This is a genomic window from Streptomyces chryseus (assembly GCF_014650755.1).
Lineage (GTDB): Bacteria > Actinomycetota > Actinomycetes > Streptomycetales > Streptomycetaceae > Streptomyces > Streptomyces chryseus.
This window is the reverse complement of sequence record NZ_BMVO01000006.1, coordinates 142,130-156,391: the sequence shown is the minus strand read 5'-3', so window position 1 is coordinate 156,391 and position 14,262 is coordinate 142,130. Positions and strand designations below refer to the sequence as shown.

General features: G+C 72.5%; 11 protein-coding genes and 1 pseudogene. 4 read left to right on the top strand and 8 right to left on the bottom strand.

Annotation, left to right across the window (positions count from 1 at the left end):
* The first annotated feature begins 66 nt into the window (after positions 1–66).
* From IE185_RS12865 to IE185_RS12855, 3 genes and pseudogenes are all read left to right on the top strand, one after another.
* Positions 67–774: an HAD family hydrolase gene (locus IE185_RS12865; RefSeq protein WP_138896112.1), complete on the top strand. Its 708-nt coding sequence runs from the start codon at positions 67–69 to the stop codon at positions 772–774.
* Between the two features lie 24 nt (positions 775–798).
* Positions 799–2,025 (top strand): FUSC family protein, encoded by a 1,227-nt coding sequence (locus IE185_RS12860; RefSeq protein ID WP_229843473.1) that lies wholly within the window; start codon positions 799–801, stop codon positions 2,023–2,025.
* 101 nt (positions 2,026–2,126) lie between these two features.
* Positions 2,127–2,471, top strand: a pseudogene (locus IE185_RS12855) (ATP-binding protein); the annotation flags it as partial.
* Here IE185_RS12855 and IE185_RS12850 read toward each other — a convergent pair.
* From IE185_RS12850 to IE185_RS12830, 5 genes are all read right to left on the bottom strand, one after another.
* Entirely contained in the window at positions 2,395–3,456 is a 1,062-nt protein-coding gene (locus IE185_RS12850) for a SigB/SigF/SigG family RNA polymerase sigma factor (protein ID WP_373303720.1), read from the bottom strand. The pseudogene IE185_RS12855 and the gene IE185_RS12850 sit on opposite strands and share 77 nt — an antisense overlap.
* 102 nt (positions 3,457–3,558) lie before the next feature.
* Positions 3,559–4,596 (bottom strand): NAD-dependent epimerase/dehydratase family protein, encoded by a 1,038-nt coding sequence (locus tag IE185_RS12845; protein ID WP_138896111.1) that lies wholly within the window; start codon positions 4,594–4,596, stop codon positions 3,559–3,561.
* Between the two features lie 142 nt (positions 4,597–4,738).
* Positions 4,739–5,080 (bottom strand): hypothetical protein, encoded by a 342-nt coding sequence (locus IE185_RS12840; RefSeq protein WP_138896119.1) that lies wholly within the window; start codon positions 5,078–5,080, stop codon positions 4,739–4,741.
* Between the two features lie 48 nt (positions 5,081–5,128).
* Positions 5,129–6,862: an aa3-type cytochrome oxidase subunit I gene (ctaD, locus tag IE185_RS12835; RefSeq protein ID WP_138907623.1), complete on the bottom strand. Its 1,734-nt coding sequence runs from the start codon at positions 6,860–6,862 to the stop codon at positions 5,129–5,131.
* Positions 6,863–6,977: 115 nt separating this feature from the next.
* Complete coding sequence (locus IE185_RS12830; RefSeq protein WP_189715154.1) at positions 6,978–8,204, bottom strand: DUF6777 domain-containing protein; 1,227 nt, start codon at positions 8,202–8,204, stop codon at positions 6,978–6,980.
* A gap of 154 nt (positions 8,205–8,358) precedes the next feature.
* On the opposite strand from IE185_RS12830, the gene IE185_RS12825 reads away from it, so the two are divergent.
* Positions 8,359–9,693 (top strand): streptophobe family protein, encoded by a 1,335-nt coding sequence (locus IE185_RS12825; protein ID WP_138899096.1) that lies wholly within the window; start codon positions 8,359–8,361, stop codon positions 9,691–9,693.
* Between the two features lie 48 nt (positions 9,694–9,741).
* Here the strand turns inward: IE185_RS12825 and IE185_RS12820 are convergent, their stop codons facing one another.
* From IE185_RS12820 to IE185_RS12810, 3 genes are read right to left on the bottom strand one after another with little or no spacing between them, the layout of a single operon-like run.
* Positions 9,742–10,749 (bottom strand): serine/threonine-protein kinase, encoded by a 1,008-nt coding sequence (locus IE185_RS12820; protein ID WP_138899097.1) that lies wholly within the window; start codon positions 10,747–10,749, stop codon positions 9,742–9,744.
* Positions 10,749–11,846: a hypothetical protein gene (locus tag IE185_RS33105; protein WP_229843471.1), complete on the bottom strand. Its 1,098-nt coding sequence runs from the start codon at positions 11,844–11,846 to the stop codon at positions 10,749–10,751. Before IE185_RS33105 ends, IE185_RS12820 begins: the two co-directional genes overlap by 1 nt.
* A 12-nt stretch (positions 11,847–11,858) precedes the next feature.
* Positions 11,859–14,210, bottom strand: a complete 2,352-nt coding sequence (locus tag IE185_RS12810; protein ID WP_138895533.1) for an FHA domain-containing protein — start codon at positions 14,208–14,210, stop codon at positions 11,859–11,861.
* Positions 14,211–14,262: the final 52 nt, after the last annotated feature.

Below are 14,262 nucleotides of genomic sequence, written 5' to 3'. Positions count from 1 at the left end.
CCGCGCCGCCACGGCGGCGCGGCCCGTCGCTCTGTCCGAGTGAGGCGTGAGGAAGGGAACGGCGACATGGAGCGCGCGGCCGTCTTCGATGTCGACGGAACGCTCGTCGACACCAACCATCTGCACGTGACGGCGTGGTGGGAGGCATTCCGGCAGGCCGGGCACGACGTCGTCATGCACGACATCCACCGCTCCGTCGGCCTGCCGGGCCACGACCTCATCGCCCGGCTGCTCGGCGACGACCGCGACACCGGTCAGGACGACGCCATCAGCGCCGCCCACAAGACCCTGTACGCGACGTACGCCGAACGGCTGCCCCCACTCCCCGGAGCCGGCCGGCTGCTGCGGGCCCTCAAGGGGCAGGGCTGGACCGTCGTGCTCGCCACGTCGGCGAGCGGCGGCGAACTCGCCGCGCTGCGCCGCGCGCTCGACGCCGACGACGCGATCGGCGCCACCGCGAGCTCGGAGGACGTCGACGAGGGCAAGCCGGCGCCGGAACCGGTCGAACGGGCGCTGGAACTGGCCGGGGTGCCCGCCGACCGCGCGGTGTTCGTGGGGGACACGGTGTGGGACATGGAGGCCGCCACCCGGGCGGGCGTGCTCGGCGTGGCACTGCGCTGCGGCGGCATCCCGCAGCGCGACCTGGAGCAGGCCGGCGCGGCGGCCGTCTACGAGGACCCGGCCGATCTGCTCGCGCGGCTCGACGACAGCCCGGTCGCCCGGGTGGGGCGACGATTGGACGCGTCGCGTCAGGGCACCCGGGGCCCGTCGTAGGCAGGCCGGGTCCCGGAGGCGATAGTGGCAGTCAGTGAGAGCGAGCACCGGTCGTACCGGGGCGGTGCCGCACTCGGCCGGATGTGGCAGTGGCTGCGCTGGGAGGCGGCGGCGATCGGCCGTTCCGCGCGCCGCGCGGCGGCGGGGCCCGGCCCCGAGCGCGATGTCGTCACCCAGTCGCTGAAGGCCGCGGGGGCCGCCGCGGCGGCGTGGGCGCTGACCGGCTGGTGGTGGAACGCGCCGATGGCGCTGATGGCCCCCTGGACGGCGGTCGTCCTCGTGCAGAGCACCGTCTACCGCTCACTGCGCTCCGGCGTCCAGCAACTCGTGGTGATCGCGCTGGGCACCGTGCTGGCGGCGGGGGCGGCCAACCTGACGGGCGACACCATGACCGCGATGGTCCTGGTGCTGCCGGTCGCCGTGCTGATCGGCAACTACGCGCGCTTCGGCGAGCACGGCCTGTACGCGCCGACCACCGCCGTGTTCGTGCTGGCCTACGGGTCGTACTCGGGCGTCGACATCCTGCACCGGCTCTTCGAGTCGGCCGTCGGCGCGGTCATCGGCATCGCGGTGAACGCGCTGATCCTCCCGCCGGTCCATCTGCGCAGCGTCCGCGACTCCCTGCGCAGACTGCCCGAGGAGTGCGCCGACCTGCTGCACGCGGTCGCCGACGGCCTGCGGGAGGGGTACGGGCGGCAGGAGGCGGACGGCTGGCACGACCGGGCGCGCCACATCCCGGCCGTCCTGGCCGACCTGCGCGACGCGCGGCTGTGGACCCGCGAGAGCTACCGCCTGAACCCCGGCCACCGGCTGCGCCGTACCGGGGCCGCGCTGCCCCCGACCGAGTGGGACCAGGCGTGGGAGCGGATCGCCGACCCTCTGGTGGCCCTGATGCGCACCCTCGCCAGTACGGTCAGCGAGGAGAGCCCGCTCAGGCGGCTTCCCGACGCGGCCGTGGCGCAGCTGGCGGAACTGCTGGGGGCGGCCGGCGACGTGTGCGCGGCCGACCGGGCCTTCCTCGGGGGCCGGGGGCGCGGCGCGCGGCAGGAGCGGGCGCGCGCGCTGGAGTCCGCGTGGTCCGCGCACGGACTCCTGAAGCGGCAACTGGTCGAGCAGGACAGCGAGACGGCGACGTCGCTGGGCGGCCTCGTCGCCCAGTCCCAGCAACTCCTGCACGAGCTCGCGCCGGTGGAGGGCGAACAGCCGGCACAGGGCGGCCGCCCGTCGCACGGTGACCGCAGCAGTGGGTAAAACCCAACTTTTGGGGCACCCGGTGGCCATAGCCTCAAAGCTCCGAAGACTCTCTCAGAACCCACGGGTGCTGAGACCCCAACCGAGACGAGGGGTGCGTCATGGCCGTAAGTGACGTCCTCCAGTCGCGGGGTCGGACCCGACGGCTGACCCTGCGCGGCATCGAGGACGTGGTGAGTCGTTGTCGCGACTTCACCCGGGACGCGCTGGCCGACTGGCAGTGGACTCCGGCCGCGGACGAGGAGGAGCAGGCCGTCGTCGACGACGTGCTGCTGCTCGTGTCCGAGGTGGTCACCAACGCCTGCCTGCACGCGGGCGGCCCCCAGGAGATCCTGCTGCACTGCACGGCTGACCGGCTGCGCGTCGAGGTCACCGACGGGAGCCCGGTCCCTCCGAGACCACGGCCGTCCGGCGTGGGCGTTCCCGGCGGGCACGGCCTGACGGTGCTGCGGCGCCTCGCCCGGAGCTGGGGTTCGCTGCCCCGGGGAGGCGGGAAGGCGGTGTGGGTGGAGGTGGCGGCGCCGCGCGGCCACCAGCGTCGGTGGGCTTAGCGGGCGGGCCGTCGTCGTCGGCGAGCAGCGCGTCGCGCAGGGTGGTCAGGATGCGTGTGAGCAGCCGGGACACCTGCATCTGCGAGATGCCCATCCGCTCGCCGATCTCCCGCTGGGTCAGTTCCTCCACGAACCGCATGGTGAGGATCATCCGGTCCCGCTCGGCCAGCGCGGTCACCGAAGGCTTCAGCGCCACGACGCACTCGACGGTGTCGTACGCGCGGACCTCCTGGCCGAGGCAGCACTGGGTGAAACCGGCCGGGGCGTCGTCGAACACGACGTCCAGCGAGCGGGCGTTGTAGCCGTTCGCGGCCCGCCGGCCCTCCCGGACCTCGTCCTCGTCCACACCCAGGTGGGCGGCCAGCTCGGCGCCCGTGGGCTCCCGGCCGAGCCCTTGCTCCAGGACGTCGGACGCCCGGGCGATGTCGATCCGCAGTTCCTGGAGACGGCGCGGTACGCGGACGTCCCAGCTGTTGTCGCGGAAGAAGCGCTTGATCTCGCCCTCGATCGTCGGCAGCGCGAAGGAGGGGAACTCCACCTCGCGCCCCAGGTCGAAGCGGTCGATGGCCTTGATCAGGCCGATCGTGCCCACCTGGACAATGTCCTCCATGGGCTGGTTCCGGTTGCGGAACCGGGCCGCGGCGTACTTCACCAGACTGAGGTTGATCTCGACCAGCGTGTTGCGGACGTACGCGTGGTCGGGCGTGCCTTCCTTCAGCGTCGCCAACCGCTCGAACAGGGAGTCGGAGAGGCTGCGTGCGTCCAGAGTGCAGAGCGTCGCCGGATCCGGGATCTCGGGGAGACCGGCCGGTCCCGGTCGCGCTGAGCCGGGTTCGGCGGCTCCGGGTTCGGTTTCACGGGTACGCAGGCGGCTGGACATGAGGCTCCTTCGACGCACTGAGGGGAACCGTCGTTCGAGCGTCCTGCCGATATCTTACCCATATGGGCGTTTTGCCGCCTTATTGTCGGGCTGATCGCGTGCCTAGCTCGCCTTGCGGCCCGCGAGCGGCGCCGTCTGCTCCCCGCTGCCCTTGCGCACCCCTTCCAAGAACTCACCGATGGCCTCGACGGACGTGAGCCGCGGCTCCCAGCCGAGCTCCCGGCGCGCGCGGGACGCGTCCAGCACGGGCATCCGCAGCACCGCGTCGAACAGGTGCGGCGAGGCGGGGGCGAGGCGCGCGTTCCAGGCCGCCGCCAGCGCCGCGCGTACCACTGCGGTAGGCACCTTCACCACCTTCGCGTCCAGCAGGTCGCCCAGTACCTTCGCGTCGACGACGGGATCGGCGGCCAGGTTGAACGCCCCGGTCACGTCCCGCAGCACGGCCTGCCGGTAGGCCTGCGCGGCGTCGTCGGTGTGCAGGGCCTGGAGCACGAGCCCCTTCATGTCGGGCACCCAGGGCAGCAGGTCCGGCCGCAGCAGCGGACCGGGCAGGAAGCGCCCGGCGAAGATACGCCGCTGCTCGCTCGCCGACGTCTCCTTGAACAGGAACGCGGGCCGCATGCGGACGACGCGGACGTGCGGGTGCTCGTACTCGAAGGTGTCCAGCACCCGCTCCAGGTACGCCTTCTCCCGGCAGTACGCCGCGTCCGGCCAGCCGTGGGTGGGCCAGGACTCGACGACGCCCGGGGCCTCCTTCGGGCCGGGCGAATACGCGCCGACCGACGAGGCGTGGACCAGCGCGGGCACCCCGGCGGCGGCGACCGCTGTGAAGACCCTGAGCGAGCCGAGGACATTGGTCTGCCACGTCAGCACCGGGTCGTGGGTCGGCTGGAAACGCCAGGCGAGGTGGACCACGGCGTCGGCCCCGGCGAACCAGCCGGTCAGCCCCTCGCCGTCCGCCTCCTCGCTCAGATCCACGGACGCCCACTCCGTCCGGGGAAAGGCCAGGTCGGGAACCCTGCGCGCGAGGCCCAGGACGGAGCCGACCCGTGGGTCCTCCGCGAGGGCGCGCACCACGCTGGTACCGACATTCCCGGTGGCGCCCGTGACGACCACCCGCAGTCCTGTTGTCTCGCTCATGAGGCACTCCGTGACCTTGCTCGGGCTGACTGTGCGTGCGAACCAGGCGGACGTCCTGCGGGTCCCCACAACAGCCCGGGTGAAACAAGGCGGCGGACCGCCGCACCGCCGGGCGGCCCGCCCTGTGCGGCGCGGCAGGGCGTCACCGCACGAGCAAGGTGAACACCGCGCACGTCCCGCCGGCCAGGCCCGCGCACACGGCGGCCGTCGCGACACAGCGCGCCCTCAGCCGGCGGTAGCGCTCGGTGTACTCGGCGCGCAGCGCGGTGGACCGCGCCGCCACACGCACCAGGAAGGCCTTGGAGACGGCCAGCCGGTCGGCCGTGTAGGCGCGCTCCACGTCCTCGCGCTGCGCGGTGGTCAGCCACGGCAACTGCTCGGCGAAACGGCCGGCCTGGTGACGGGCCTCCGCCACCTCGGCGCTCCACAGGAGGTACCCCTCCAGCTGGGCCAGCCCCTGGGCGCTCTCCTGCTCAGGCTCCACGCTCACGTCTCCTTCCTTCCGCGGGCGCTTCCCTCCGTGGTCGCGTACTCACTCCTGCTTGTCGCCGGGCGCCACCGTCACCGAGGCGTCGGGGCGGTTGTGCGCCTGGTCGAGGGCCGCGATCAGGGGGTGGTGCAGGTCGAACGCCGGGGACTCGGAGCGGATGCGGGGGAGCGTGACGAAGTTGTGCCGGGGCGGCGGGCAGGAGGTCGCCCACTCCAGCGAACGGCCGTAGCCCCAGGGGTCGTCGACCGCGACCGGCTCGCCGTACTTGGCGGTCTTCCAGACGTTGTAGAGGAACGGCAGCAGCGACATGCCGAGCAGGAAGGAACTGATGGACGAGATGGTGTTCAGCGCGGTGAACCCGTCGGCGGCCAGGTAGTCGGCGTACCGGCGCGGCATGCCCTCGGCGCCCAGCCAGTGCTGCACCAGGAACGTGCCGTGGAAGCCCACGAACAGCGTCCAGAACGTCATCTTGCCCAGACGCTCGTCCAGCATCTTGCCCGTGAACTTCGGCCACCAGAAGTGGAACCCGGCGAACATCGCGAAGACCACGGTGCCGAACACGACGTAGTGGAAGTGCGCCACCACGAAGTACGAGTCGGTCACGTGGAAGTCCAGCGGCGGAGACGCCAGGATGATGCCGGTCAGACCCCCGAACAGGAACGTGACGAGGAATCCCGTCGCCCACAGCATGGGCGTCTCGAAGCTGAGCGAGCCCCGCCACATGGTGCCGATCCAGTTGAAGAACTTCACTCCGGTCGGCACCGCGATCAGGAACGTCATGAACGAGAAGAACGGCAGCAGCACCGCACCGGTGGGGAACATGTGGTGCGCCCACACGGTCGCCGACAGACCGGCGATCGCGATCGTCGCGCCCACCAGTCCGATGTAACCGAAGATCGGCTTGCGGCTGAAGACCGGGATGATCTCGGTGACGATGCCGAAGAACGGCAGGGCGATGATGTACACCTCGGGGTGTCCGAAGAACCAGAAGAGGTGCTGCCACAGGATCGATCCGCCGATGGCCGGGTCGAAGATGTGCGCGCCGAACTTGCGGTCCGCCTCCAGCGCGAGGAGCGCGGCGGCCAGCACCGGGAAGGCGAGCAGCACCAGGACACCGGTCAGCAGGATGTTCCAGGTGAAGATCGGCATGCGGAACATCGTCATGCCGGGCGCGCGCATGCAGATGATCGTGGTGATGAAGTTGACCGAGCCGAGGATCGTGCCGAAACCGGAGAAGGCCAGGCCCATGATCCACATGTCGGCGCCGACCCCCGGCGAATGCACCGCGTCGTTAAGGGGCGAGTACGCGAACCAGCCGAAGTCCGGCGTGCCGTCCGGGGTGAGCAGGCCGCCCACCGCGATGAGCGAGCCGAAGAGGTACAGCCAGTACGCGAACATGTTCAGCCGGGGGAACGCCACGTCGGGCGCGCCGATCTGCAGCGGCATGATCCAGTTCGCGAATCCGGCGAACAGCGGCGTCGCGAACATCAGCAGCATGATCGTGCCGTGCATCGTGAACGCCTGGTTGAACTGCTCGTTCGACACGATCTGGATGCCGGGACGGGCCAGTTCGGCGCGCATGAGCAGCGCCATCACCCCGCCGATGACGAAGAACATGAACGACGTGGTCAGGTAGAGCGAACCGATCGTCTTGTGGTCGGTGGTGGTCAGCCACTTGATCACGACGTTGCCCCGCTGGTGGGGGTGGACCGGAAGCTCGTCCTCGTAGCTCTCCGGTTCCGGTCCGGCCGATCCTGCGGTGTTCATCGTCGTCATTACGACGTTCCTCCGGTTGCCATTCGTGTGCTGCGGCGGCCCGCCGGCCCCCTGCCCGGCAGCAAACCAGTCACGTGACACGGATGCGCGCCAAGAGGCCGGTGGAGCCACGAATTCACCCGGTCGGCCCCTCCGAGGCGGGGGTGTCGGGGGCCGGCGCCGGCGGCGTCACCGGTGACTCCGGCGCCGGTGATTCCGGCGCCGGCGACTCGGGGGCGGGCGAGTCCGGCTCCGGCTCGGCCGGCGGCTCCTGCGACGTCGGCGGATCCGACCCCGGGGACGGCGGGGACGGCGCTTCGGACGAGGGCGACGTCGACGTCGACGTCGCGTCGGCGGACGGCGAGGGGGACTTCGTCCTCTTGGGCGGCGGCGTGGTCTGCTCGTCGCCGACGCCGGTGTCACCCTTGTCGCGCTTGAACCAGTCGTCGCTCTCCGGGTCGTACATGACGAACTCCTCGACCGGCTCGGGAGCCGGTTTCACCGTCACGACGGCCGAGGAACGGAACCCGGGCCACGGGTCGCCCGTACGCTTCGCCGTGCCCTGGACGGCGACCGGCGGACGCAGCGGATTGCCGCACGCACAGCGCACCCGCGGCACGCCGCGGTCGTCGACCAGGACGGCGGTGCCGGCCTGGAGCACGGACTGGTAGGGCGTGGGGGAACCGTTGCGGTAACCGTGGTTGGTGACCCGGGTGTCCAACCGCAGCTGCACGGGGGTCAGCGACCGCAGATACGCGGGGACGCCGGTGGGCTCGATGTCCAGGACGGCCGCGAACGCCTTGTTCTTGTCCTGCTGGGAGGTGAGCGCCGAGATCTGCTTCTCCACGTTGCAGCTCGCGACCTTCCGGGTCCCGCCGTAGAGACCCGGTTCCGAGCCCTCCACCGCCTGGGTGACGTTGGACCCGGTCGGCGACCCGCTCGGCCGCATGCTCGACGGTGTGGTCGGCGACGCCGTCGCCGCCTCCGAGGGCTTCTGCGCCGTCGACTCCGTGTACGGATCCGGGCCGGAGGAGCCCGCCGCTTCCAGGAACACCTCGCCGCCCGCGGCGGACTTGCCGTCCGGCCGGGTGAGCACGACGGTCACCACCACCGCGGCGACGACGAGGGTGGCGATGGTGGCGATCCTCGGTACGTTCCGCCACCAGGGGCGGTCGGGGCCTTGGGATCCGCCCGGCCCGCCGCCACCCCGCCCGCCGCCGCCCGTACCGCCGCCTCCGGTCGGGCCGGACGGCGTCTCGGGCGGCGGCGTGGGCCTTCCCTGCCCCGGCTGCGTGGGGCCGGAGAGCGGGCCGGAGGGTGGTCCTGTGGGGCGGTCGGACGACTGCGGCGGTTCAGCACTCACGGGCGGTACTCCCCAACGTAGGGATCGGTCGCGGTGTGCACGCTTAGTTCTGCTATGCGTGCTTATTGTGTGCCTCGCACCCATACGGGCCGCAAGCTGACGCGGTCGGCCCTCTCCGGCGGCGGACCGCGACTCCCGTGCCTAGCGTGACCACGTGAGCCAGCGAAAGTTCAGCGACCCGACCCGCGCCACCCGCGCCACCAGCGCCGTCCGCCTCTGGCGCGACGCCCTCGTGGCGGTGCTCGCCGGCCTGGCGGCCATGGTCGTCACGGCCGCACTCGGCCTGTGGGCAGCGGGCGCGGCGGACCTGCCGCAAGGCGCGTTCCTTCGCGTCGTGGCGGCCGTTGTGGTGATGGCCGTCGGCGGCTCGGTCGGCATCGCCGGCGGCGCGGGGGAACTCGCGCAGACCCGGGCCGACCTCTCGGTGCTGCCCCTCTCGGTGACCCTCGCGGGGGCCCTGGTGACCGCCACGCTCTTCCTGCGGCCGCTGCGTCACCGGGCCGTCGCGGGCACCCGTGAACTGGCCGGGCGGGCCGGCCGGCTGGCCGCCCTGTGGGTGATCGGCCTCGTCGTCCTCTCGCTCCTGGCGCGGTTCACCTTCACGATCCCGCTGGAGGACCCGACGGGCGGTCTCCTCGACGATCTGCTAGGGGAGGACGGCGCGCCCAAGGTCGGCTTCCGGGCCGACATCGCCCTCACGATCCTCTTCGGACTGCTGTGGCTGGCGGGCCTCCTGTTCGTGGCTCTCCTCGTGTCCCGCAAGGCCCCGCTCCCCGCCCGCCTGGTGCGCTTCCAGGAGCCCGTCCGGCCCGCCGCCTTCGCGATGGTCGCGCTGCTGCTCGCGTACGTCGCCCTGGGGCTCCTCCTCGCGCTCGTCGTCGTCGTGACGCACGGCCACAAGGCGGAGACGTTCGCGGTGATCCTCCTCGGACTGCCGAACCTCGCCTGGATCGCCCTCACGCTCGGCCTCGGGGCGTCCTGGGAGGGCAAGGTCGACGGCCCCTTCGGGCTGCCCATGCCGCAGGTGCTGGACGAGGTGCTCCGTACGAAGGACATCTCCACCCTCAGCCTCGGCACGCTCACCGAACACGACGGGCGGGCGTGGTGGCTGCTGGTCGCCGCCGTGCTCCTGGTGCCGGCCGCCGCGTTCCTCATGGCGGTCCGTTCACCCGCGCGGATGCGGCACTGGCAGCACGCCGTGCACATGGCGGTCGCCCTCACCCTCACCGTACTGATGATCTGTCTCGTCGCCCGCGTCTCCGCGCGCCTGGGGCTCTCGCTGCTCGGCCTCGGGGATCTCTTCGACGCCGGCGGCGGCCTCGGGGGAGAGGTGTCGCTGCGGCCGCGCCTGTGGACGGCGCTCGGTTTCGCCGTGCTGTGGGGGCTGGTGGCGGGGTTCCTCGGCGGTCTCCTCGCCTCCCGGGTCCGCCGACGGGGCGAGGTCCCGCCGCGAGCCGCCCGACCGGCCGCCGGCCCGCCGCCCACCTGATCGCCGCCCGTACGTCGCCCGACCGACGGCCGCACGGGCGTCCGTCGCCTACCCGACGTGCCCGCGGAACACCGGAAGCGCCCAGCGGGGCGGCGCGGGCGGAGCCTCGGCGGTGAAGGACGATCCGCCGGTGTGCGGCGCCACGTGGACCGCTCCGTGGTCGTCCGGGCCGAAGCCGGCCGCCGCGGCGCGCAGCGCGGCCACGAACTGCAGGCAGGAGCCGTACCGGTCGTCCGGGCTCTTGGCGAGCGCCTTCGCCAGTACGCCGTCGACGCCTGCCGGGAGGTCCGGGCGCTGCGCGCTCAGCGGCGGCGGCGGGTCGAACTGGTGGGCCCACAGCAGGGCCATGTCGTCGTCGCGCTGGAACGGCGGGGTACCGGCCATCGTCTCGTGTACGACACAGGCGAGGCTGTACACGTCGCATCTGCCGTCCACCGGGCGCCCCGAGATCTGCTCGGGCGCCACGTAGTCGAGTGTGCCGACGAACTGCCCGACGGTGGTGAAACCGGTCAGCGACAGCGACTTCTTCGTCAGGCCGAAATCGGTGAGGTACACGTGCTCCGGGTGGTCGCTGTCCGTGCCCTCCGCCACCAGGATGTTGCCGGGCTTCACGTCCCGGTGCACGAGGTCGTGGTCGTGGGCGGCGTCGAGCGCCGAAGCCACTTGTGCCGCGATCCGGCAGGCGGTGGCGATCGGCAGCGGCCCCTGCCGGTCGAGCAGGTGACGCAGGTCCTGACCGGCGACGAAGCGCATGGCGATGTAGAGAACGCCCTCGGTCTCGCCGGCCTCGAAGACCGGCACGATGTGCGGATGGTCGATCGCGGCGGCCACCCGCGACTCGTGGCTGAAGCGGCGACGGAAGGTGTCGTTGCGCGCGAGTTCGGGTGCCAGCAGCTTCAGGGCGACCGTACGGTCCAGACGCAGATCCCTGGCGCGGTAGACGACAGCCATGCCGCCGCGGCCGATCTCGCTCTCCACCCGGTATCCGGCGATCTGGCTGCCGACCAGTTCGGACGGCCTTCCGGCCAGGCCGCTCTCGTGCGGCGTGCGCGCCATCATCCGTCACCGGGCCGGGCGGGCGGCCGCGGGGCGGTCCGGTCCCCGGGTCGCACGATCCGGGTGGCCTCGCGGTCGCGGCCCCTGTCATCGTTCCCGCCGCCATCACCGCCGCCGCCCTCGGCATCGTCCGGCTCCTCTGGCACGCCGCCGACGACGCGGGTGGGCGCGGGCGGAGTGGTCTGTCCACCGTGGGGCGGCCCGGCCGGGGAGGTGGTGGCCGTCGGGGGCGTGACGACGCGGGTGGGTTCCGGTGCGGGGGATTCCTCGTCGTCGGGCGGTGCGCTCGGGGCGGTGGTGGGCGGGGCCACGACGCGGGTGGGCTCCGCCGGGGCGGTGGGTTCCTCGTCGTCGGGCGGTGCGCTCGGGGTGGCGGTCGGCGGGGTGGCGACGCGGGTCGGCTCCGGTGGGGCGGCCCGGTCGGCCGGGGGAGCCGGTTCCGGCGGTCGACCGGCGTCCGGGCCGACCACCCGGGTGGGGTCCGACGCGTCCGGGCGTTCGTCGTCCGGGGCGGCCGGGGCGACGACCCGGGTCGGCTCAGGGGGCGTCGGCGGGCTCGCGGGGGGCCGCGCGGTCACCTGGGTCGGTTCCCGGGGCGGCGGCTCCTCGGCGGCGGGGGACGAGGAGGTCGCGTAGGTGGCGAGGCGTGTTCCGTCGCAGTACACCCACCGCTCGTGCTCCGCGTCGTACAGCCACACCGCCTCACCGTCGACCACCATCCCCACCCGCAGGCCGCGCGTGCGCCGGTGGAAGCCCTGGCCGTCCGTGCGGCCCGCCGTCAGGTCCTCCGCCGCCCGCCGGTACTGGCTCAGGGATTCCTCCACCCGGGCCAGCATCGGCCGCGGGTCCGCCGTACGGGCCATCGGCTGCCCGGCCGCCGGGGGTTCCCCCGGTACGGACACCAGCAGGCGGCCGTCGACCCAGGCCGACCAGCCGTTGGCGCAGAGGACCTGGCCCCAGTCCCCCCGCCGGTCGATCAGCCGCACCGGGAGCAGCGGGTCGAGCGGCTCCGTGGGCAGCGACACGTCCGGTTCCTCCCAGGCGGGCAGCCCGTCCTGGGGGACGACATGCGTGGGACGGAAGTCCGGAGTCGTCATGGCCCCCCGCCCCTACTTCCGCATGATGGCGGGCTCGTGCCGCCGCAGCAGCTTCGCGACGATGTACCCGAACACGGCTGACAGCACCACCAGCATCCCGATGTTGAGCAGCCAGACGCCCACGGAATGCCCGAACAGCGGATCCGCCGTCAGCTCCCCCGGGACGATGTCGCCCAGCCCGATGGTCCCGGCCATCGCGCCCAGCGCCCACCGCGAGGGAATCAGCCACGCCAGCTGTTCGACCCCGACGACCCCGTCCAGCTTCAGCAGCGCGCCGCAGAACACCACCTGGACGATGGCGAGGAGGACCAGCAGCGGCATGGTGACCTCCTCCTTGCGCACCAGGGCGGACACCAGCAGTCCCAGCATCATCGCGGTGAACGCCAGCATCGCCACGGCCACCGTGATCTCCACCAGGGGCGGCATCAGCACCCCTTCGCCGCCCGGCGCCCCGAGGTCGACACCGACCAGGGCTACCAGGGTCAGGACGACGGCCTGGAGGATCGTGATCGTGCCCAGGACCACGACCTTCGACATCAGGTACGCCGATCTGGAGAGCCCGACGGCCCGCTCCCGCTGGTAGATCGTCCGTTCCTTGACCAGCTCCCGCACCGCGTTGGCGGCGCCCGTGAGCACACCGCCGACGCAGAGGATGAGCAGGGCGTTCATCGCTGTTTCCTGTGTCAGCTTCGAGCCGGCCAGGGCGCGCGCCATGGCGCCCATGACGAACGGCAGCGCGATCATGATGGCCAGGAAGGTCCGGTCCGCGCTCAGCGCGGCCGCGTACCGCCGCACCAGCGTCCGCAGCTGCGCGCCGCGGCTGCGCGCGCGGGCCGGGGGCCCGATGACGGCGGGCGTCGTGGGGGCCTGCGGCAGATGCGGCTGTGCGGTGGCGTTGGTGACGTACTGCCGGCGGAACGGGGACTCGGCGTACTGGCCCGCCCAGTCGCGCGAGCGGTCGTTCTCGAAGGCCTCGAACGCCTCCGGCCACTGCTCGAAGCCGAAGAAGGCGAGCGCGTCCTCCGGCGGCCCGTAGTAGGCGATCTTCCCGCCGGGGGCCAGCATCAGCAGCCGGTCGCACACGTCGAGGCTGAGCACGCTGTGCGTGACGACGATGACCGTACGGCCGTCGTCCGCGAGGCCGCGCAGCATGTGCATCACCGAGCGGTCCATGCCCGGGTCGAGTCCGGACGTCGGCTCGTCGAGGAACAGGAGCGACGGCTTCGTCATCAGCTCCAGGGCCACGCTGACCCGCTTGCGCTGCCCGCCGGACAGGCTGTGGATCGGCTGGGACGCCCGCTGCTCGAGGCCCAGTTCGCGGATGACCTCGGTCACCCGCGCCTGCCGCTCCTTCTTCGCGGTGTCCTCGGGGAAGCGCAGTTCGGCGGCGTAACCGAGGGCCCGCCGCACGGTCAGCTGGGAGTGCAGGATGTCGTCCTGCGGTACGAGACCGATGCGCTGACGCAGCTCGGCGTAGTCCCGGTACAGGTCGCGGCCGTCGTACAGGACCGTGCCGTGGTCGGCCGGGCGCAGCCCGGTGAGGGCGTTGAGCAGCGTGGACTTGCCGGCGCCGCTCGGCCCCACCACCGCGAGCAGGCACTTCTCGCCGACGGGGAAGGTGACGTGGTCAAGGAGCGTCTTGCGGCCCTTGTCGACCGACACCGCCAGGTCCTGTACGTCGAGCGAGACCTCACCGGTGTCGACGAACTCCTGCAGGGTGTCGCCGACCAGGCAGAACGCGGAGTGCCCGATGCCGACGATGTCACCGGGGGAGACCTGGGCGACGGAGACGGGCTGGCCGTTGAGGAACGTGCCGTTGTGGCTGCCGAGGTCGGCTATCTCGTACGTGCCGTCGGGGCGGGTCCGCAGCTCGGCGTGGCGGCGCGAGACGATCAGGTCGTCGACGACCAGGTCGTTGTCGGCGGCGCGGCCGATGCGCACGGTGCGGGCCGGCAGCGGCCGTACGGTGGTCGGCCGGCGGAAGGTGCCCGTCGCGGACGGCATGGACACCGAGGACGGGCGTTCGGGCGCCGGAGGTGGGAGCCCGTGTCCCACGAGCACCGCGCGCGGCCCGTCCGCCGGGCTGCCGAAGCGGATGACGCTGCCGGGGCCGACGTCCCATTCGTGGATCCGTCTGCCTTCGGCGTACGTGCCGTTGGTGCTGTGCTCGTCCTCGAGGGTCCAGTGGTCCGCCTCGGGCCGGAGCACCGCGTGATGCCATGACACGCGCGCGTCGTCGATGACGATGTCGCTCAGTGGGTCGCGCCCGACGTGGTAGTCCCGGCTCGGACTGATCAGCGTCGAGCCCGCCTCAGTTTCGAGGACGAGCTCGGGCGCGGTCGGCGCGACAGGCCGGTCACCCATGGCTCAATTCTATCCGGGGGCACCCGTCTTCGCCGCTCGGGCGCCCACGGGC